The organism is Pseudomonas sp. NPDC089392 (assembly GCF_044749595.1).
GTDB lineage: Bacteria > Pseudomonadota > Gammaproteobacteria > Pseudomonadales > Pseudomonadaceae > Aquipseudomonas.
On record NZ_JBIVIF010000005.1, the window covers coordinates 109,386 to 130,203 of the forward strand.

General features: G+C 62.9%; 15 protein-coding genes. 6 read left to right on the forward strand and 9 right to left on the reverse strand.

All coding sequences use genetic code 11. From position 1 onward, the window contains the following. Positions 1 to 13: 13 nt before the first annotated feature. Positions 14 to 2,089 (forward strand): PhoX family protein, encoded by a 2,076-nt coding sequence (locus ACIP1G_RS07440; protein WP_400735104.1) that lies wholly within the window; start codon positions 14 to 16, stop codon positions 2,087 to 2,089. A 131-nt stretch (positions 2,090 to 2,220) separates the two neighbouring features. Here ACIP1G_RS07440 and gspK read toward each other — a convergent pair whose 3' ends face one another. Next, a complete protein-coding gene (gene gspK / locus ACIP1G_RS07445; protein ID WP_400735106.1) occupies positions 2,221 to 3,186 on the reverse strand; it encodes a type II secretion system minor pseudopilin GspK in 966 nt (321 codons plus the stop codon). Positions 3,187 to 3,331: 145 nt separating this feature from the next. Between gspK and tatA the strand changes: the two genes are divergently transcribed. Genes tatA through tatC form a run of 3 tightly spaced genes read left to right on the forward strand, consistent with a single transcriptional unit; the run spans position 3,332 to position 4,613 of the window. Beyond that, on the forward strand, positions 3,332 to 3,565 hold the full coding sequence (gene tatA / locus ACIP1G_RS07450) for a twin-arginine translocase TatA/TatE family subunit (protein ID WP_400735107.1): 234 nt from the start codon (positions 3,332 to 3,334) through the stop codon (positions 3,563 to 3,565). Next, positions 3,565 to 3,855: a Sec-independent protein translocase protein TatB gene (gene tatB, locus ACIP1G_RS07455; protein WP_400735109.1), complete on the forward strand. Its 291-nt coding sequence runs from the start codon at positions 3,565 to 3,567 to the stop codon at positions 3,853 to 3,855. Before tatA ends, tatB begins: the two co-directional genes overlap by 1 nt. Then, on the forward strand, positions 3,852 to 4,613 hold the full coding sequence (gene tatC, locus ACIP1G_RS07460) for a twin-arginine translocase subunit TatC (protein WP_400735111.1): 762 nt from the start codon (positions 3,852 to 3,854) through the stop codon (positions 4,611 to 4,613). The genes tatB and tatC overlap by 4 nt, the downstream gene beginning before the upstream one ends. A 103-nt stretch (positions 4,614 to 4,716) precedes the next feature. On the opposite strand, the gene ACIP1G_RS07465 is transcribed toward tatC, so the two are convergent. Both ACIP1G_RS07465 and purL read right to left on the reverse strand, forming a co-directional pair. Then, on the reverse strand, positions 4,717 to 5,028 hold the full coding sequence (locus tag ACIP1G_RS07465) for an NGG1p interacting factor NIF3 (RefSeq protein ID WP_400735113.1): 312 nt from the start codon (positions 5,026 to 5,028) through the stop codon (positions 4,717 to 4,719). A gap of 3 nt (positions 5,029 to 5,031) precedes the next feature. Then, positions 5,032 to 8,928 (reverse strand): phosphoribosylformylglycinamidine synthase, encoded by a 3,897-nt coding sequence (purL, locus tag ACIP1G_RS07470; protein WP_400735115.1) that lies wholly within the window; start codon positions 8,926 to 8,928, stop codon positions 5,032 to 5,034. Positions 8,929 to 9,512: 584 nt separating this feature from the next. On the opposite strand from purL, the gene mltF reads away from it, so the two are divergent. Next, entirely contained in the window at positions 9,513 to 10,970 is a 1,458-nt protein-coding gene (gene mltF / locus ACIP1G_RS07475; RefSeq protein WP_400735117.1) for a membrane-bound lytic murein transglycosylase MltF, read from the forward strand. Positions 10,971 to 11,104: 134 nt separating this feature from the next. Here mltF and tadA read toward each other — a convergent pair whose 3' ends face one another. Further along, positions 11,105 to 11,584 carry a tRNA adenosine(34) deaminase TadA gene (gene tadA, locus ACIP1G_RS07480; RefSeq protein WP_400735119.1) on the reverse strand — a complete coding sequence of 160 codons (480 nt, stop codon included), beginning with the start codon at positions 11,582 to 11,584 and terminating at the stop codon, positions 11,105 to 11,107. After that, on the reverse strand, positions 11,584 to 12,966 hold the full coding sequence (locus tag ACIP1G_RS07485) for a multicopper oxidase family protein (RefSeq protein WP_400735121.1): 1,383 nt from the start codon (positions 12,964 to 12,966) through the stop codon (positions 11,584 to 11,586). Before ACIP1G_RS07485 ends, tadA begins: the two co-directional genes overlap by 1 nt. Positions 12,967 to 13,158: 192 nt before the next feature. Between ACIP1G_RS07485 and ACIP1G_RS07490 the strand changes: the two genes are divergently transcribed. Next, on the forward strand, positions 13,159 to 16,110 hold the full coding sequence (locus ACIP1G_RS07490) for a dermonecrotic toxin domain-containing protein (protein WP_400735123.1): 2,952 nt from the start codon (positions 13,159 to 13,161) through the stop codon (positions 16,108 to 16,110). A 54-nt stretch (positions 16,111 to 16,164) separates the two neighbouring features. Here ACIP1G_RS07490 and guaA read toward each other — a convergent pair whose 3' ends face one another. From guaA to ACIP1G_RS07510, 4 genes are all read right to left on the reverse strand, one after another. Further along, positions 16,165 to 17,742 carry a glutamine-hydrolyzing GMP synthase gene (gene guaA, locus ACIP1G_RS07495; protein WP_400735125.1) on the reverse strand — a complete coding sequence of 526 codons (1,578 nt, stop codon included), beginning with the start codon at positions 17,740 to 17,742 and terminating at the stop codon, positions 16,165 to 16,167. Between the two features lie 78 nt (positions 17,743 to 17,820). Then, positions 17,821 to 19,290, reverse strand: a complete 1,470-nt coding sequence (gene guaB / locus ACIP1G_RS07500; protein WP_217840081.1) for an IMP dehydrogenase — start codon at positions 19,288 to 19,290, stop codon at positions 17,821 to 17,823. A gap of 86 nt (positions 19,291 to 19,376) precedes the next feature. After that, on the reverse strand, positions 19,377 to 19,934 hold the full coding sequence (locus ACIP1G_RS07505; protein ID WP_400735127.1) for a sugar ABC transporter ATPase: 558 nt from the start codon (positions 19,932 to 19,934) through the stop codon (positions 19,377 to 19,379). A gap of 47 nt (positions 19,935 to 19,981) precedes the next feature. Then, the gene (locus tag ACIP1G_RS07510) at positions 19,982 to 20,737 is read right to left on the reverse strand and encodes a sulfite exporter TauE/SafE family protein (RefSeq protein WP_400735129.1); all 756 of its coding nucleotides are present in this window, start codon (positions 20,735 to 20,737) and stop codon (positions 19,982 to 19,984) included. Between the last annotated feature and the right edge of the window lie 81 nt (positions 20,738 to 20,818).

The following is a 20,818-nucleotide window of genomic DNA, read 5'->3' on the forward strand; positions in this document are numbered from 1 at the left end:
TAAGGACACCCTGATGAGTCGAGATACCGGCGACAACCTGGACCGGAACCAAAGCGGCAATCTGCCGATGGCCAACGTCATGGACGCCTACCTGAGCCGCCGTAGCGTGATGCGCGGCAGCCTGGGCGCCGCCATCGCCATGATTGCCGGTACCGGCCTGACAGGCTGCTTCGACGGTGGTGGTTCCGATCACGATGATCCGGTCACCCAGCCGCCGGTGACCGAGCCGCCAGTCACCGAGCCGGAAGTACCGAAACTGGCGCTGGGCTTCCAGTCCATCCCGGGCTCGCGCACCGACGCCTGCGTGGTTGCCGCTGGCTACAGCGCCTATGTGCTGGCGCCTTGGGGCACGCCGATCAACAGCAACGGCAACCCGTGGAAGTCCGACGGCAGCAACACCTCGACCGACCAGGCCAACGCCATGGGCATGCACCACGACGGCATGCACTTCTTCCCCATCAACGGCAGCTCGGAAGACGGCCTGCTGGCAATCAACTTCGAATACATCGATGCCGCTGCCCTGCACCCGGCCGGCCCGACCACCGACGTCGACGGCAAGCGCCCGGTTGAAGAGGTGCGCAAGGAAATCAACGCCCACGGTGCCGGCGTGGTGCGCCTGCAGAAAATCAACGGTCGCTGGCAGGTGGTCGACAACGACCCGCTGAACCGCCGCTTCACCACCGCCTCGCGCATGGAGATCACCGGCCCGCTGCGTGGCACCGACCACGTCAAGACCAAGTATTCCAGCGATGGCACCCATTGCCGTGGCACCAACAACAACTGCGGCAACGGCTACACCCCATGGGGCACCTACCTGACTTGTGAAGAGAACTGGCCAGGCATCTTCGTCAACAAGGGCATCCGCCCCGAAGACCAGCGCCGCATTGGCGTGGGCACCTCCAGCGGCCAGTACAAGTGGGAAACCGCTGCCGGTGACAGCACCGAAGTGGCTGATGAGTTCGCCCGTTTCGACGTAACCGTAAAAGGCGCCAGCGCCACTGACGACTACCGCAACGAAGCCAGCACCTACGGCTACATTGTCGAGATCGACCCGTACAACAGCAGCACCCTGGCCACCAAACGCACCGCGCTGGGCCGCTTCCGCCACGAAGGCTGCGCCCCGGGCCTGCCAGTCGCCGGCAAGCCGCTGGTGTGGTACATGGGTGACGACTCGAACAACGAGTACCTGTACAAGTGGGTGTCCACCGCCGTGTGGGACGCTGCCGACGCCACCCCGGCCGACCGCCTGGCCACCGGCGCCAAGTACCTGGACCAAGGCAAGCTCTACGTGGCCCGCTTCAATGCCGACGGCACTGGCGTTTGGCTGCTGCTGGACGTGGCCACCGCCACCACCGGCGGCAGCACCCTGGGTGCGCTGTACGGTGACCTGCCAGGTATCATCCTCAACACCCGTGGTGCCGGCGATGCCGTGGGCGCGACGCCGATGGACCGCCCCGAATGGACTACGGTCAACCCGCTCAATGGCGACGTTTACCTGACCCTGACCAACAACAGTGCGCGTACACCGGAGAAGGTCGATGCGGCCAACCCGCGCGGGCCGAACCGTCACGGCCACATCATCCGCTGGCACGACAGTGACGACCAGTTGAGCTTTACCTGGGACATCTTCGTGTTCGGCGCCAACGCCGCCGGTACCGCCGACATCAACCGCTCCGGCCTGACCGAACTGAACCAGTTCGCCAGCCCTGACGGCATGAGCTTCGATAGCCGTGGCGTGCTGTGGTTCGAGACCGACAACGGCGAGACCACGCTCACCGACTACACCAACGACCAGCTGTTGGCAGTGATCCCTACCGACCTGGTGGATGCCAGTGGCAAGCAGGTGCCGGTGAACGCGCAGAACCAGGTGGATTTGCGCCGCTTCTTCGTTGGCCCGAATGACTGCGAAGTGACCGGGATTACCTTTACCCCGGACAACAAGACGCTGTTCGTGAACATTCAGCACCCGGGTAACTGGCCGTTCAACGACAAGGCCACCGATGCTACCCCGGCTGGGGCCACGGTACGGCCGCGGGCTTCGACGGTGGTGATTCAGCGCGATGATGGCGGGGAGATCGGGACCGTCTGATAGATCGGCGCACGGGGGCCGCTTTGCGGCCCATCGCGACGCAAGGCCGCTCCTACAAGGGATCGCGTAACCCTGTAGGAGCGGCCTTGTGTCGCGATGGGCTGCAAAGCAGCCCCCGACTATCTCAAGCCTTACCAGGCCATCGGCTCCCGGCTGCGCACCCGCACTTGCTGCGCCGGCACCCGGGCATGCCATTGCACTACCCCCAGCGCCTCCACCTGGAACTCGCTGCGTATCACCCGCCCCTCCTCCGCGAACGACAGCTGCAACAGAAAATACCCGCTGTTGAGCAGCAAACCTTCACTCAATCGCTCGAAGGTCTCGTCATCCACCGCCCCCAGCGCCTGGCGCAGCGCAGCTGCGTCCACATACCCCGAGGCCGGCCGGCCACTGATAATGCGGCTGAGCAGCGAACGCGGATATCGCCCCTCGTACAGCGCTTCCAGCAGCGGCAGATGCTCCAGCCCCAAGGCATTGGCATTCAACCGCCAACCAGTGGTCTGCGGCAAGGCACACAGCATTGGGTAACGGCCCTGGCGGCTGGCATCCGGCTCTAGCAGCAAGTTCAGCTCGCTGGTGTCGAGCATCGGCTGGTTGGCCGCCAGCCGTGGTGGTTGCTGGCGCAGGTACTGGGCGCTCTCGGCGCCCTGCAGGCGGGCATCGCTGTCGGCATCGAGCCAGTCGGCCAGGGCATCGACCAGGCGTTCGGCAGCCATGTCGTCGCCCAGCAGGTAGCGCAACTGGTGCTCGGCACGCTCACCATCGGCGCCGAGCAGCGCATTGACGTTGAAGCAGGTGTGTTGGTCGCGTACCCGCAACTGCGCCTGGCCGGCGCCAAAATCGTAATTCAATGGCTGCCCGCGCAGGGCCTGCCAGAACAGCGGGCTCAGCCGCCAGGCTGGGTCACGCAGGGCCTGCTCGGCATAGGCCAGGCCAGCCTGCTCCATGGCCCTTGCCTGCACCCGCTGGTGCAACAGGCGCACCTCTTCGACCTGGCGCCGGCCATCTTCCACCAGCCAAGCCATGCCCGCCGCCAGCATTGCCAAAACCACCATCACCATCAGCAAGGCCGCGCCCTGCTGTTGCCTGCCAGCCATCCGTGCCTGCCTCGCTCGCAAAATAAAAACGCCAGTCAACACGCGGCTTGTTGCAGCTAGATGGCAATGCCCGTTCGTCATGTGCACGTCATCTAGGCGAGGCAGGATTGCCCTTCCTTTTCATGACCTTACAGGAGTGGTCGCAATGGGTGGCATTGGAATCTGGCAACTGGTGATCGTACTGATGATCGTATTCCTGCTGTTTGGTACCAAACGCCTCAAGGGCCTGGGTAGCGATGTGGGCGAGGCAATCCAGGGCTTTCGCAAGTCCATGGGCGGTGACAATGACGCCAACGCCCCTGGCCAGCCACAGGTGCAGCAGCAGGCCCCGCTGACCGGCCAGGCCACGCAACAACCTCAAGCGGACCGTCAGGCCTGATGTTCGAGGTAGGCTTCAGCGAGTTGCTGCTGGTCGGCATCGTCGCGTTGCTGGTGCTGGGCCCGGAGCGCCTGCCGGTGGCGGCACGCACCCTCGGGCGCGGGCTGGGCCAGGCGCGCCGGGCCATGCATGCCTTGCGCACACAGGTGGAGCGCGAGATCGAGCTCCCCAATCTCGACAGTGCACCCTTGCAGCGCCTGGAACAGGAAATCCGCCAGGGCATCAGCCTGAACGCGGAGCCGGCCAATGATGCGGCCACGGTCGCGCTGCCCAAGGAAAATGCCTCATGAGTATCGCCATGGACCCGGCGGCCAGCATGCCGCTGACCGAACACCTGCGCGACCTGCGCAAGCGCCTGGTGCGTTGCTTGGGGCTGGTGGCGCTGGTGTTTGCCGGCCTGTTCCCCTTCGCCCAGACGCTGTACACGCTTGTTTCCGAACCACTGCGGCGGTTTTTGCCGGAAGGCGCGAGCATGATCGCCACCAGCGTCACCTCGCCGTTTCTGACGCCGTTCAAGCTGACGGCAATGTGCGCGCTGTTCGTCGCCATGCCGCTGTTGCTGCACCAGGCCTGGGGCTTTATGGCGCCGGGGCTGTACCGCCGTGAACGGCGCATTGCCCTGCCGCTGCTGGTGTCGAGCATTGTGCTGTTCTATGCCGGCATGGCCTTCGCGTTCTTCCTGGTGTTCCCGATGATGTTCGGCTTCTTTGCCAGCGTGACGCCCGATGGCGTGGCGATGATGACCGATATCAGCCAGTACCTGGACTTTATCCTGGCGCTGTTTTTGGCGTTCGGGCTGGCGTTCGAGATCCCGGTGGCGACGTTTATCGTGGTCTGGGTGGGGTTGGCCGATGTGGCAACGTTGCGGCGCAGCAGGCCCTACGTGATCGTCGGGTGCTTTGTGGTGGGGATGATTCTGACGCCGCCGGATGTGTTTTCGCAGACGATGCTGGCGGTGCCGATGTGGGTGCTGTTCGAGGTGGGGTTGCTGGCTTGTGGGATGTTGAAGCGGCCGGAGCCGGGCAAGGAGATTGTGGCTGGACTGTAGGGCCTCTTCGCGGGTAAACCCGCTCCTACAGGGATCTCACAAGATTCAGGACCTGTGAAATTCCTGTAGGAGCGGGTTTACCCGCGAATAGCCTTGATGCGGTCTAGAACTCGGCGAGCCGCCAGACTTCATAGGCTGGCGTCTCGTACGGGTGGCTCTGCTTGAGCGCAGCGACGACCTGATCAATCAGCTCGTCAGCCACCACCAGCTCCACCTTCCACTCTTCCACCACCTCGACCTGGCCCGCTTGCCCGAGGAACGGCTGGCTGCCGTCCAGCGGGCGAAACTGGCCCTGGCCCAGGGTTTGCCAGGCGCAGTGGTCATAGTCGCCTATGCGCCCGCCACCGGCGGCGAACACAGCGGCCTTGACCACTTCGACATGGCTGGCGGGGACGAAGAAGGCGAGCTTGTACACGCCTTAGTTCACCCACACCCGTGCGTTACGGAACATACGCATCAGCGCGGCATCTTCCTGCCACTCGTCCGGGCGCCACGAGTTCTGCACGGCGCGGAACATACGCTCCGGGTGCGGCATCATGATGGTCACACGGCCGTCTCGGCTGGTCAGGCCGGTGATACCGCGCGGCGAGCCGTTCGGGTTGGCCGGGTAGGCTTCGGTGACCTTGCCGTGGTTGTCGACGTAGCGCATGGCCACGCAACCGGACACATCGGCTTCCAATAATGCTTCTTCGCTGGCGAACTCGGCATGGCCTTCACCGTGGGCGATGGCGATCGGCATGCGCGAACCGGCCATGCCCTGCAAGAAGATCGAGTTGGACTTCTGTACTTCGACCATGGCCACGCGCGCCTCGAACTGCTCCGAGCGGTTACGCACGAAGTGCGGCCAGTACTCGGTGCCCGGGATCAGCTCGTGCAGGTTGGACATCATCTGGCAACCGTTGCACACGCCCAGCGCGAAGCTGTCGGTACGCTCGAAGAAGGCCTGGAAGGCGTCGCGGGCGCGGCTGTTGAACAGCGCCGACTTGGCCCAGCCTTCACCGGCGCCCAGCACGTCACCGTAGGAGAAGCCACCGCAGGCGACCAGGCCCTTGAAGGCTTCGAAGTCGACGCGGCCAGCGAGGATGTCGCTCATGTGCACGTCGATGGCCGCGAAACCGGCGCGGTCGAAGGCAGCAGCCATCTCGACCTGGCCGTTGACGCCCTGCTCGCGCAGGATGGCCACTTGCGGGCGCACGCCCTTCTTGATGTACGGTGCGGCGATGTCGTCGTTGACGTCGAAGCCCAACTTCACCGACAGGCCCGGGTTGTCTTCTTCGAGCAGCAGGTCGAATTCCTGGTCGGCGCAGTCGGCGTTGTCACGCAGGCGCTGGATCTGGTAGCTGGTCTCGGCCCACTGGCGCTGCAGCATGCGGCGGTCGTCGTCGAACAGCACTTCGCCGTTCAGGCTGATGGTCACTTCAGCGTTGTTGATCGGCTTGCCGATCACCGCCACACACTCGCCCAGGCCAGCTGCGCTGAACTGTGCCAGCACGTCCGGAGTGGCATCCTGGCGAACCTGGATGACCGCGCCCAGCTCTTCGTTGAAGAGGATAGCCGGCACGTCGCCCTTGCTGTCGGTCAGCGGGTCGAGTTGCAGGTCAAGGCCGCAATGGCCGGCGAAGGCCATTTCCAGCACGGTGGTGGCCAGGCCGCCATCGGAGCGGTCGTGGTAAGCCAGCAGGTGGCCGTCGGCGTTCAGGCCCTGGATTACAGCGAAGAAGGCCTTGAGGTCTTCGGCGTCGTCGACGTCCGGTGCCTGGGCAGCGATCTTGCCGTAGGTCTGGGCCAGGATCGAGGCGCCCATGCGGTTCTTGCCGCGGCCCAGGTCGATCAGGATCAGGTCGGTTTCGCCCTTGTCCATGCGCAGTTCCGGGGTGAGGGTCTGGCGAATGTCGGTGACCGGGGCGAAGCCGGTGATGATCAGCGACATCGGCGAGGTGACGCTCTTCTCGACGCCCTCATCGCTCCACTTGGTCTTCATCGACATCGAGTCTTTGCCGACCGGAATGGTGATGCCCAGCTCCGGGCACAGCTCCATACCGACAGCCTTGACGGTGTCGTACAGGCGCGCGTCTTCACCGGGGTGGCCAGCAGCGGACATCCAGTTGGCCGACAACTTGATGTCGGACAGCTTCTCGATGCGCGAAGCCGCCAGGTTGGTCAGGGTCTCGCCGATGGCCATGCGGCCGGACGCCGGGGCATCCAGCAGCGCCAGCGGGGTACGCTCGCCCATGGCCATGGCTTCACCGGTGTAGACGTCGAAGCTGGTGGCGGTGACGGCGCAGTCGGCCACCGGAACCTGCCACGGGCCGACCATCTGGTCGCGGGCAACCAGGCCGGTGATGGTGCGGTCACCGATGGTGATCAGGAAACTCTTGCTGGCCACCGCCGGGTGGTTCAGCACGCGCTGCACGGCGTTGTCCAGGTCCAGCTCGCTCGGGTCGAAGTCATCGCCCAGCTCGGCTTCACGGGTAACCGAACGGTGCATGCGCGGCGGCTTGCCCAGCAGCACGTCCAGCGGCATGTCCACCGGGGTGTTGCCGAAGTGGCTGTCGCTTACGGTCAGGTGCGGCTCTTCAGTCGCTTCGCCGACTACGGCAAACGGGCAGCGCTCGCGCTCGCAGATGGCCTGGAAGCGCTCGAAATCGACGGCGCTGACCGCCAGCACGTAACGCTCTTGCGACTCGTTGCTCCAGATTTCGTGCGGGGCCATGCCCGGCTCGTCGTTGGGCACGTTGCGCAGTTCGAAGCGGCCACCACGGCCACCGTCGTTGACCAGTTCCGGGAAGGCGTTGGAGATGCCACCGGCACCGACGTCGTGGATGAAGGCAATCGGGTTGGCGTCGCCCAGCTGCCAGCAACGGTCGATGACCTCCTGGCAACGGCGCTCCATTTCCGGGTTTTCGCGCTGTACCGAGGCGAAGTCCAGGTCTGCCGAGCTGGCACCGGTAGCTACCGACGAAGCGGCGCCGCCGCCCAGGCCGATCAGCATGGCCGGGCCGCCGAGCACGATCAGCTTGGCGCCGACAGTGATCTCGCCCTTCTGCACGTGGTCTTCACGGATGTTGCCCATGCCGCCGGCGAGCATGATCGGCTTGTGGTAGCCGCGCACTTCTTCGCCGTGCGGGGTGTTGATGGCCTGCTCGAAGGTACGGAAGTAGCCGGTCAGGGCCGGGCGGCCGAATTCGTTGTTGAACGCGGCGCCGCCCAGCGGGCCTTCGATCATGATGTCGAGGGCGTCGACGATGCGCTCAGGCTTGCCATAGGCCTGCTCCCACGGCTGTTCGAAGCCCGGAATGCGCAGGTTGGACACGGTGAAGCCGGTCAGGCCAGCCTTGGGTTTGGCGCCACGGCCGGTCGCGCCTTCGTCGCGGATTTCGCCGCCGGAGCCGGTGGAGGCACCGGAGAACGGGGCGATGGCGGTCGGGTGGTTGTGCGTCTCGACCTTCATCAGGATGTGCACCGGCTCCTGCACCGCGCCGTACTGGCGGGTTTCAGGGTTCGGGAAGAACCGGCCGGCAACGTTGCCGACGATTACCGAGGCGTTGTCCTTGTACGCAGACAGCACACCTTCGTTGTGCATCTGGTAGGTGTTCTTGATCATGCCGAACAGGCTCTTTTCCTGAGCCTGGCCGTCGATGTCCCAACTGGCGTTGAAGATCTTGTGGCGGCAGTGCTCGGAGTTGGCCTGGGCGAACATCATCAGTTCGATGTCGTTCGGGTTGCGCGCAAGGCCCTGGAAGGCGTTGACCAGGTAGTCGATCTCGTCTTCGGCCAGGGCCAGGCCCAGGTCGATGTTGGCCTTGGCCAGGGCGTCACGGCCGCCAGCCAGGATGTCGACCGAGGTCATCGGCTTGGGCTGGGCGTGGCTGAACAGGTCGGCTGCCTGCTCCAGCTGGCCGAGCACGCGCTGGGTCATGCGGTCGTGCAGTTCGGCGGCGACCAGTTCGGCTTCAGCGTCGCTCAGGTTGCCGGCAACGTAGTAGGCGATGCCGCGCTCCAGGCGCTGGATCGACTGCAGGCCGCAGTTGTGGGCGATGTCGCTGGCCTTGCTGGCCCATGGCGAAATGGTGCCCAGGCGCGGCACGACCAGGAACAGGCGGCCGGTCGGCTCCTGTACCGGCACGCTCGGGCCGTATTTGAGCAGACGGCCCAGCACCTGCTGCTGGTCGGCGGTCAGCTCGCCGTCAACATCGGCGAAGTGGGCGAATTCGGCATACAAACCAGTAACAGCGGGGACTTTCTGGCTCAGTTGCTCGAGTAATTTACCGTGGCGAAAGGCAGAAAGGGCAGGAGCGCCGCGCAGGATCAACATCGTCGGGACAGCCTCAGGAAGGGGTGTGCTTAGAGGCCGTGCATTCTAGCCTAATTCGAAGGGTTTCGGCACCCGCTCTACGCCACGGCTGCCGGGCGGCGGAACCGGACTTTGGGGTCAGATTTCTTGATGGGTGCGGGGTGCCTGCCTTTAGAGGTTCAGCGCCTGTGAGATCGAGCGCCGCCCGCGCGGCGCTTCGCGGGACAAGCCCGCTCCCACAGTCTGTTTCGGGCCAGTCTCTCCTGTGCAATTACCGGTGCCCGCCTTGGTGGATGACTGAAGATCAGTTGAAAGCAGTTGCGCTCCCCTCAATATCGAAGGGAACAAACAAGGCGGACAGTGGAGACTTCACAGGAGTGACTGGCCCGAAACAGACTGTGGGAGCGGGCTTGCCCCGCGAAGCGCCGCGCGGGCGGCGCTCGATCTCACAGGCGCTGAAGATGTTGTGGCAGGCACCTGGTGGCCTTGATGCAATCCCACCTAACCCCACCCCCATCTACCCACCCAACCACACAACCCGCTACCAGACAAGCTAACAGTTGTCGAGATATGGCAGTGCCAGTCCTTTGCGTATACTGCAACCTATGTTCGCCCACACTGCTTTGCGCCAGCGTTGCGCCAAATGGCTTCTCGCAACCGGACTCTTCCTATTGCTCGGTGCCTGCGTTGAAAAACCCAGCACCCTCGAGCGCGTGAAGGAGGATGGCGTGCTGCGCGTAATCACCCGCAACAGCCCGGCCACCTACTTCCAGGACCGCAACGGCGAAACCGGCTTCGAATACGAACTGGTCCAGCATTTCGCCGAAGATCTCGGCGTCAAGCTGCAGATCGAGACCGCTGACAACCTCGACGAACTGTACAACGCCCTCGGCAAGCCCTCCGGCCCGGTGCTGGCGGCCGCCGGACTGGTCAGCAGCGAACGGCGCAAGGCCCAGGTCAGGTACTCGCACCCCTATCTGGAAGTGACCCCGCAGGTCATCTACCGCAACGGCCGCCCCCGCCCCACTGATGCCAAGGGCCTGGTCGGCAAGAAGATCATGGTACTCAAGGGCAGCAGCCACGCCGACCAGCTGGCCGAGCTGAAAAAGCAGTACCCGGGCCTGCAATATGAAGAATCCGACGCCGTCGAGGTGGTCGACCTGCTGCGCATGGTCGACGAAGGGCAGATCGACCTGACCCTGGTCGACTCCAACGAACTGGCGATGAACCAGGTGTATTTCCCCAACGTGCGGGTGGCCTTCGACCTGGGCGACACCCGCGACCAGCGCTGGGCGGTGGCAGCGGGCGAAGACAACAGCCTGCTCAACGAGATCAACGAATTCCTCGACAAGGCGCAGAAGAACGGCACCCTGCAACGCCTGAAGGACCGTTACTACGGCCATGTCGATGTACTGGGCTATGTCGGTGCCTACACCTTCGCCCAGCACCTGCAGCAGCGCCTGCCCAAGTACGAGAAGCACTTCAAGAGCTACGCCAAGGTCGAGCAGGTGGACTGGCGCCTGCTGGCTGCCATCGGCTACCAGGAATCGATGTGGCAGCCGGAGGTCACCTCCAAGACCGGCGTGCGCGGCCTGATGATGCTGACCCAGCGCACCGCCCAGGCCATGGGCGTGTCCAACCGCCTGGACCCGAAGCAGAGCATCCAGGGCGGTGCCAAGTACTTCATGAAGATCAAGGAAGAGCTCGACGACAGCATCCAGGAGCCAGACCGCACCTGGTTCGCCCTGGCTGCCTACAACGTCGGTGGCGGCCACCTGGAAGATGCCCGTACCCTGGCCAAGCGTGAGAAGCTCAACCCGAACAAGTGGCTGGACGTGAAGAAGATGCTGCCGCGGCTGTCGCAGAAACAGTGGTATCGGCAGACCAAGTACGGATATGCCCGTGGCGGCGAGCCGGTGCATTTCGTGGCCAACATCCGGCGTTATTACGACATTCTTACCTGGGTGACCCAGCCGCAGCTTGAAGGCCAGGTGGCCGAGGGTAACCTGCATGTGCCTGGGGTGAACAAGGACAAGCCGGCGGACCAGTCGCCGCCGATGTAAGCCTTTCAGCCTGTGGGATCTTTACTGCCTGCTCTGGCCTCTTCGCGGGTAAACCCGCTCCTACAACGGTTGCGCATAGCCTGTAGGAGCGGGTTCATCGTGGCGACGAACCGCCGCGAAGAGGCCGGGCCAGGTTAACCCTTGGCCCGGCGGGCCTTGAAGAAGTCGCTGAGGATCTGCCCGCACTCCTCCGCCAGCACCCCGCCCTCCACCATTACCCGGTGGTTCAAAAAACCCTGGCCGAAGAACTGCCCTTGGCTCTGCACGATCCCCGCCTTGGGCTCCAGCGCGCCATACACCACGCGCATCACCCGCGAGTGCACGATCAGCCCTGCACACATGCTGCATGGCTCCAGGGTCACGTACAGGGTGCTACCGGGTAGCCGATAGTTGCTGGCCGACCTGGCCGCCGCCCTGATCGCCACCATCTCGGCATGCGCACTCGGGTCGCTGTCGACGATCGGCCGGTTGAAGCCCTGGCCGATCACCTGCCCATGCTGCACCAGTACCGCGCCCACCGGCACCTCGCCCATGGCAGCGCCCTCAGCGGCCAAGGCCAGCGCCAGGCGCATGAATTCCTGATCTCGGCTGCGATCGATGATCTGCGGGCGCATCAGACCACCGCAATCGCGGCCATCAGGCCGGTTTCCATGTGGTCGATGACGTGGCAGTGGAACATCCAGGTACCCGGGTTATCCGCCACCAGCGCCACCTGGGCGCGCTCGTTCTTGCCCAGCAGGTAGGTGTCGGTGAACCACGGTTCCTTGATGTCGTGGCGGTTGGAGGCGATCACCTTGAAGCTCATGCCGTGCAGGTGAACCGGGTGCTGGTACTGGGTCATGTTCTTCAGCTCGAAGATGTAGCTTTTGCCCTTCTGCAACGTGGCGATGGGGCGGTCGGCGCAGGTCTTGTCGGTGATGTCCCAGGCCTGGCCGTTGATCTGCCACATGCTTGATGGCTTGTTCTCATCAGGGGTGACCGAGACGCTCGCCGCCCATTCGAAATTGAAGTTGAGCTTCTCGGCATTCTCCAGGTCCGGCTCGGCGATCGGGTTCGCTGGCAGGGCCTTGGGCCAGTCGCTCGGCGCGTCGTTGCTGGCTACCGATCGCAGGGTGCCCAGGCGCACGAAACCGTCGCGCAGGGAGATTTCCTCGCCCGCCTCGGGGATGCGGATGGCCAGGCAGATACGCATGCCAGGGCCAAGCCAGTAATCATCCTCCAGTGGGCGCGGGGTCACCGGGTTACCGTCGAGGGCATAGATTTTCGCTTCGCAGTTGCCCTTGAGGTTGAGTCGGTAGGTCCAGGTGTTGTCCAGGTTCAGCAGGCGCACCCGTACCACCTGGCCGGCCGGCAGCTCGGTGACCGAGTCGGCCTGGCCATTGATGGTGATCAGGCGCCCGGCCGTGCCGTTGCGCGCGGCCTCACGCGGAATGCTGAAGGGCAACCAGGCGCCCTGCTCGTCCACATGCCAGTTCTTCAGGCTCAACGTGCGCTCATGCTGGAAGCCGGTTGGCTCGCGCTCCTCGACGATCAACGGGCCGACCAGGCCACGGCCCAGTTCCTCGGAGCTGCTGACATGCGGGTGGTACCAGTAGCTGCCGGCATCCGGCACGCGGAACTTGTAGTCGAAGTATTCGCCCGGCTTGACCGGCAGCTGCGAGACGTAGGGCACGCCGTCCATTTCCAGCGGCAGGCGGATGCCGTGCCAGTGGATGGTGGTTTCCACCGGCAAGTGGTTGATGAAGCGTACCCGCAGCCAGGTGCCCTGGCGCACCCGCAGCTCCGTGCCGGGCGCCGAAGGGCCGAAGGCCCAGGCTTCGGTCTTGAAGCCCGGCACCAACTCGACGTCCAGGGGCGCTGCGATCAGCTCGTAGTCATGCCCGGCATTGTCGTCCTCGACCTTGCCCAGCCAGTAACGCGCCGCGCCACCGGCGCCCAGGCCAACCACAACCAGGCCGGTAAGGCCCTTGAGCATTTGTCGACGGGTGAAGGACATCGGTGCGGGTACCTCGCGTTCTGCGCAATCAAGCTGCCAGCAGTGGCTGGCGATGAAGGGCGAATACGATACACCTGCAAATGGGAAAGATTAAGTGAAAAGCAGACGTCACCCGGTTGCCAAGCACTATGTACCACCGCCCAGGTTTACGACAGCTCGAAACTTGCGCGCTTCCTCTTTAACTGGACCACCATGATGCCTCCCGACACCCTCGCCAGCGACCAGCAGGCGCTGCTGACACTGGCCCGCAAAATCACTGACGACTGCCCCGACATGCGCGAGATGGCGCGTGAAGTCGCGCTGCAGTTGCTTGAATCTCACGGCCTCAAGGCCCTCGATCCCGACGGCGTCTACCTGCACCGGTTCCGTACTGCCGTCAGCAGCCCCACAACCTTCAACGGCTGGCAACACCTGGATCCGCCATACGAATCCTTAACGCTTGTGCAACTGGTGATGCACCGCTTCGATGCTCAAGACCAGGACAATGCTGATTTGCTCAGTTATCTGGTCGGCTTTTACAGTGATGGGCCTGGCCAGGACGCCTACGACGAGCGCAACGAAGTCCGGCTCGACGCCAAAGAAGTGCTGGAATATTTCTGGAACGTCGATTTCGCCACCCGCTTCCGCGAGCGAATGACATTATTCTGGTCAACACAATCAGAGAACTTCCGCACGCTGGCCAAAGCCAACTTTCTGAGCAAGATCCTGGAAGACTGTGCCCAGGATGCATCATCACCGATAGCCCGTCACAGCCACGCCATTGCCCTAGCGCTGGCAGGTAAAACAACCTGGCCGCCATCTTTGGAAGCACTGAACCAACGGACGATACCCGGTGGGCAGGTGCGCTTGTGCACGTTTGACATCGGCGGGTATGTAGCGACAGATATTCTTCGCTTGCAACTGAACAATGGCGAACAGCTTATCTACCTGCCTGGTGATGTCGACAGCCTTCATTACTTCGAGAACGAACAGGCACTCTTCTGGTGGGTGCTCAACCACTGCAATCATGCCGAAAACCGGGCACGCTTCCTGGCACATTTCTCGCTCGACGACCGTGAAGAGGCTGGCGGCAAAGTCGGCCTTAATCATCTGATCGACCTGCTATACCAGGGTTGGGGCACCGATGATTACTCAGTTCTCAACAGCCTTGACCAGGCAATCGACGAGGACCCCTTCGACTGGCTGTGTAACAAAGCCCGCCAGCGGATGGTGGATGATGCCCATTTTTCTCTGCACTCCAACGCCGACCTGCGAAAACAGCTGTGGATCGGCTATGTGAAGGCAGGCCTGCAAGTGTTCAGCCCCCTGGCAGCAGTGGACTGGCCGGTGGCGCTGGCGCTGGTGGGAGCAGGCATTGCTGAAACAGGTTTGAACATTGACCAGGCGATTCACGGACACACCACCCGAGAGCGCAAGGCAGGCATTACCGGGGCGATTTTCGCCGCCATCGAGACACTGTTCAATGCAACCTTCCTGCTCAGTGCACCTGGCAAACCGTTCACAGAGCTGGGCGAGGCCAGTGAAGCAGGTGCTGCAACGGAGGACGCGAAAGCCCCTGAATCCTCGGGAGAGCCGACGCATGAAGGCGATGAAGCCCCCACTGACAACGATGCTTGGGGCGCTGTTGCAGCTTGGGTACCTCTCCCCTTTCAGCCTGCTGACAGCTGGACCTTGCTGCGCCCATTCGAAACAAATGTGGTGCTCAGCGGCAAACCCGGCACGCAGGCCCTTGAAGGCATCTATGTGCAAGGGGGCCAGTTTTACGCACTGGTCGACGAGATGCCATACCAGGTACGTTTTGTACCCGAGCTAAACAGCTGGGCCATCGTGGACCCGGAAAACCCTTTTTCCTTTTACAAAAGCCAGCCAATTGGAATGGACGGCGAGGGCCAGTGGCACCCTGTGGAGCGTTTTGGCCTTAAAGGCGGCATGCTCAATCGCTTGAAGGTCTGGGGTAGACCGTCAACGAGCGCAAGCCTGCCTCCCTTGGCTGAAACACCTTATGAGGTACCAGCGGACTTGCGCCCCTCACTCAAGGGGGTGTCTGATAATGAAATAACAGGCGCGCAAGAGTTCCTCAGTGATCCCGAAAGATCCGCCGCCATCGTCCGATTCCGCCAGTTACGTATTCAGCTGGCAGCCGACGCCGAGGAGTTCATGCGCACAGTACAAATGCCACCACGCCCGCACATGCCAGCATTAACTGCCAGTGCTTCCTCCAAACAAGTTCTGCAAAGTATCTTTGAGAACAGTGACGGCTTGGTGGTTGGCGAGGCGCACAGTGGGCTTGGCAGCAAGCGGCTGCTGATCGACAACATGCGCCTGCTGCGCAAGTTGAAAGTGAAGACGCTGTACATGGAGCACTACACCACCGACTTCCAGCAAGCCGATCTGGACACGTTCAACCGCACCGGAGAGATGCCGAACGACCTTGATCACTATGTGGAACAACAGGATTTCGGGCATTTCACCGACCCAAAGGGCCGCTATACCTTCCGCCACGTGTTGATCCAGGCGCAGAAAAATGGCGTGCGTATACAGTCTATCGATTGCATGGCCAGCTACCGTCAGGCTTGGGCAACACCCGTTTCCGACGTGGCACGCCAGCAGCAGATGAACTTCTATGCACACTTGATCATCGAGGCAGATCAGGCTGCGCGCGGCCCAGGGAAATGGGTTGCCTTGGTGGGCAGCACACACGCTAACACCTTTCATGGCGTACCGGGTCTGGCTGAAACCGAAGGCGCCATAGGCCTGCGGGTAGAAGATGGTCCGGTCGAAGAGCCCGATGTCTACAGCGCAGACCCTGGTAAAGATGCCTCAGACGAACATGGCCAGATAAGGCATGTGAAAAGCGACTTGCGTCTACGCGCCGGCGTCCTGACCACACGCCCGCCATCACCGGACTTCGACACCATGCTGGCAAGGCCGGGCGATTACACCATCGAACGGACCAATGGCGAGGAATATCTCATCAACCGCAGCCGGGACTTGACCCTGAAACGCACGCTGATCAAGCGCGACGGGCGCTATTACTTCATCGAGCGCCCCGACTGGCCAGCCCTTCATGAGCGCCGCTTTCAAAACCTTGCCGAGCTTCATACTCACCTGAGATTACGCGGCATGCGGCACGTTGTACCTTGATGACGCAGGGAGCGGATACGACAAGGGCGCCTTGCGGCGCCCTTGTGGCTCAACTCATTCCCACTCGATGGTGGCCGGCGGCTTGCTCGACACGTCGTAGGTAACGCGCGAGATACCGTCGATTTCGTTGATGATACGGCCGCTGACGGTTTCCAGCAGCTCGTACGGCAGGTGTGCCCAACGCGCGGTCATGAAGTCCACGGTCTCGACGGCACGCAGGGCCACGACCCAGGCGTAGCGACGGCCGTCGCCAACGACGCCAACCGACTTGACCGGCTGGAACACCACGAATGCCTGGCTGGTCTTGTGGTACCAGTCGGCCTTGCGCAGTTCTTCGATGAAGATGTGGTCGGCGCGACGCAGAATGTCGGCGTATTCCTTCTTCACTTCACCGAGGATACGCACGCCCAGGCCTGGGCCCGGGAACGGGTGGCGGTAGACCATGTCGTACGGCAGGCCCAGCTCCAGGCCGATCTTGCGCACTTCGTCCTTGAACAGCTCACGCAGCGGCTCGACCAGCTTGAGGTTCATTTCCTCTGGCAGGCCACCGACGTTGTGGTGCGACTTGATCACGTGGGCCTTGCCGCTCTTGGCGCCAGCCGACTCGATCACGTCTGGGTAGATGGTGCCCTGGGCGAGGAACTGGATGTTGTCCAGTTTGCTGGCTTCGGCATCGAAGATGTCGATGAAGGTGCGGCCGATGATCTTGCGCTTCTTCTCTGGGTCGGCTTCGCCTTCCAGGTTGTCGAGGAACTGCTTTTCAGCGTCGGCGCGGATCACCTTGACGCCCATGTTCTCTTTGAACATGGCCATCACCTGGTCGCCTTCGTGCAGGCGCAGCAGGCCGTTGTCAACGAATACGCAGGTCAGCTGGTCGCCAATGGCGCGGTGCAGCAGTGCGGCAACCACCGAGCTGTCAACGCCACCGGACAGGCCCAGCAGGACGTTGGCCGAACCGACTTGCGCACGCACTTGGGCGATGGCGTCTTCAACGATGTTGGAGGCGGTCCACAGGGCTTCGCAGCCGCAGATGTCCTGCACGAAGCGGGACAGGATGCGACCGCCCTGCTTGGTGTGGGTCACTTCCGGGTGGAACTGCACGCCGTAGTAGCCGCGGGTATCGTCGAACATGCCGGCGATCGGGCAGCTTGGGGTGCTGGCCAGTACGTGGAAGTTGCCCGGCATCTGGGTAACCTTGTCGCCGTGGCTCATCCACACGTCCAGGCCCAGTACGCCGTCGTCATCAACGTGGTCTTCGATGCCGTCGAGCAGGCGGCTCTTGCCGACCACGTCTACGCGGGCATAACCGAACTCACGCAGGTCGGAACCTTCGACCTTGCCGCCCATCTGCTCGGCCATGGTCTGCATGCCGTAGCAGATGCCCAGCACCGGTACGTTCAGGTCGAATACGGCCTGCGGGGCGCGTGGGCTGTTGGCTTCGTGGACCGACTCGGGGCCGCCGGCGAGGATGATGCCGCGCGGGTTGAATTCGCGGATCGCTTCATCGTCCATGTCGAACGGGTGCAGTTCGCAGTACACGCCGATTTCGCGCACGCGGCGGGCGATCAGCTGGGTGTACTGGGAACCGAAATCGAGGATCAGGATGCGGTGAGCGTGAATGTCGAGGGCCATGACTCAATCTCGTCAGTGGAAATCGGAAACGACGCGGGGCTGTCGTGACAGCCCCGCTAACAGGTGTTGCTAGAAGCCTCAGCCTACGCGGTAGTTAGGGGCTTCTTTGGTGATCTGCACGTCATGCACGTGGGACTCGGCCATGCCGGCACCGGTGATGCGCACGAATTCCGGCTTGGTGCGCATCTCTTCGATGGTTGCGCTGCCGGTGTAGCCCATGGACGAACGCAGGCCGCCCATCAGCTGGTGGATGATCGCGGCCAGGGCGCCTTTGTAAGGAACACGGCCTTCGATACCTTCCGGTACCAGCTTCTCGGCGCCGGCCGAGGAGTCCTGGAAGTAACGGTCGGACGAACCTTGCGCCTGTGCCATGGCACCCAGCGAGCCCATGCCACGGTAGGCCTTGTAGGAACGGCCCTGGAACAGTTCGACTTCACCCGGGGCCTCTTCGGTACCGGCGAACATCGAACCCATCATCACGCAGGAAGCACCGGCAACGATGGCCTTGGACAGGTCACCGGAGAAGCGGATACCGCCGTCGGCGATCAGTGGCACGCCAGTGCCTTCCAGTGCTGCGGCAACGTTGGCGATGGCGCTGATTTGCGGCACGCCGACACCGGCAACGATACGGGTGGTGCAGATCGAGCCTGGGCCGATACCGACCTTGACCGCGTCAGCGCCCGCTTCGGCCAAGGCCTTGGCAGCGGCGCCGGTGGCGATGTTGCCGCCGATTACCTGCACTTGCGGGTAGGTTTCTTTCACCCAGCGAACGCGGTCGATCACGCCTTTGGAGTGACCGTGGGCGGTGTCGACCACTACCACGTCAACGCCAGCAGCTACCAGGGCGGCAACGCGCTCGCCGGTGTCCTTGCCGGTGCCGACCGCAGCGCCGACGCGCAGGCGACCTTGGTCATCCTTGCTGGCCAGCGGGTAGGCCTTGGCCTTTTCGATGTCCTTGACGGTCATCATGCCCTTGAGGTTGAACTTGTCGTCAACGATCAGGACTTTTTCCAGGCGGTGCTTGTGCAGCAGCTCGCGGACTTCGTTCTTGTCGGCGCCTTCGCGGACGGTGACCAGGCGCTCTTTCGGCGTCATCACGTCGCGGACTTTGGCTTCCAGACGGTTTTCGAAACGCACGTCACGGGAGGTGACGATACCGACCAGGTCGCCATTCGCCAGCACCGGAACACCGGAGATGTTGTTCAGGCGGGTCAGCTCGAACAGGTCACGCACAGTGGCGTCGGCGTCGATGGTGATCGGGTCCTTGACCACGCCAGCCTCGAACTTCTTGACCTTGCGTACTTCGCCGGCCTGCTGTTCGATGGTCATGTTCTTGTGGATGATGCCGATGCCGCCTTCCTGGGCCATGGCAATGGCCAGGCGCGCTTCGGTCACGGTATCCATGGCAGCGGAAACCAACGGAATGTTCAGCTCGATGCCACGAGTCAAACGGGTCTTGAGACTGACTTCATTGGGCAGTACCTCGGAGTAGCCAGGTACAAGGAGGATATCGTCGAAGGTCAGGGCTTCTTGGCTGATACGCAGCATCGCGGGGGCTCCCGGGCGGGAAAAATGGAAGCGCGCCATTATACTCATGCACGGCGCGCCGCTCAATGCAAAATAAGGGCCTTCGGTCAGCCTTGTGGCAGTTTTACCTGTACCACGGCCACCGGCTGGTCGAGCCAGTCGGCGAAGCTGTCGAGAAAGGCCTGGGTAAACCCGGCCTCGCCCCAGTTGTTGAAGATGAACCCCAGGTTGGAAAAGGCACATGGCTGCAGGTAAATGAAGCCATTGATGTCATCTTCGAAGCCGCACAGCGGGCAGGTGAAGTTGTCGCTCACCGCCGGCATCCACTCTTCCAGGCTTTCGAACAGCGGCTCGCCCACCTCGCGCCGGCACTCCGGGCAACCGGCCTCTTCAAGGAAGCCTTCGCTGGGGGTATAGATGCAGCGCTTGAGCATCACTTCCAGGCCATTGACCTGTTCGCCAAAGGGCAACTTCTCTGGGTGCAGGGCCACTTTGCGTGCACCGGCGGCCAGGGCATGGCCCATGCGGTTGCCGGTGCGGCCACAGGTGGTCAGCTGTTCCTCGACCACCTTTTCGCGCACCAGCCAGCGCAGGATGGCACGGGCACGGGCTTCGTGCACCGGCACGGTAGACAGTTTGGGAACGATGATGCTCTGGGTGTTCATGAACGGGACAAGCCTGCAAGACTGCGATAATGGTGCAATTCTACCGCTCAGGCGCTGAGGTAGCGACCGATGAGCGCCAGCCCGCTGGCCAGCACCAGCCAGGTGACCAGGCGTACGAAGGCTTCGCGGGACAGCCGGTGGGTCAGCCGGCGCCCTGCCCAGAGGCCGATGAACATGACGGGGAGCAGGCAGGCGGCAAGCAATAGCAGGCTTTGGTCGGCATACACGCCGGCGATCAGGAACAGCGACAGGCGCACCACCGTGCTGCAACTGATCAACGCGCTCTGGGTAGCACGGACCTGCTCCTTCGCCCCAAGGCGTGCGCTCAGGTATAGCGCATAAAGGAAGCCGCCACTGCCGAACAACGCACCGAACAGCCCGCCTGCCGTGCCCATCGGCACCGCCCAGAAACCGGACAGATTTACCGGCCGCACCTTCACTGCCAGGCCGTACAGCGCATAGGCCGTGACGAACAAACCCATCAATAGCAGCAACAGATCGGACTGCAACTGCAGCAGGAACACCACGCCCAACGTGCAGCCAATGGCCATGAACGGCAGCAGCCGCAGCAACTCGCCGCGCACTACATCGCGGCGCGAAGGCAACAGGTTGCCGAAGGCAGCGACGAAGTCGAGCAGTACCAACAGCGGAATGATCCGCGACAGCGGCATGAAGTGGATCAGCACCGGGCCGGCCACCAGCGCGGTGCCGAAACCGGCGATGCCAAAGACGATGTAGGCAACCCCGACACCGAGCAGGATGGGCAGCCAGTCAAGGCCGGAAAACGACAATTGGGCGAGCATGGCAGCAATTCCTGGGAAGACAGGCAAAGGTTAGCCAGCAGCGAGCCATGCCGACTAATATGCCTTTATCGCCACAGCCAT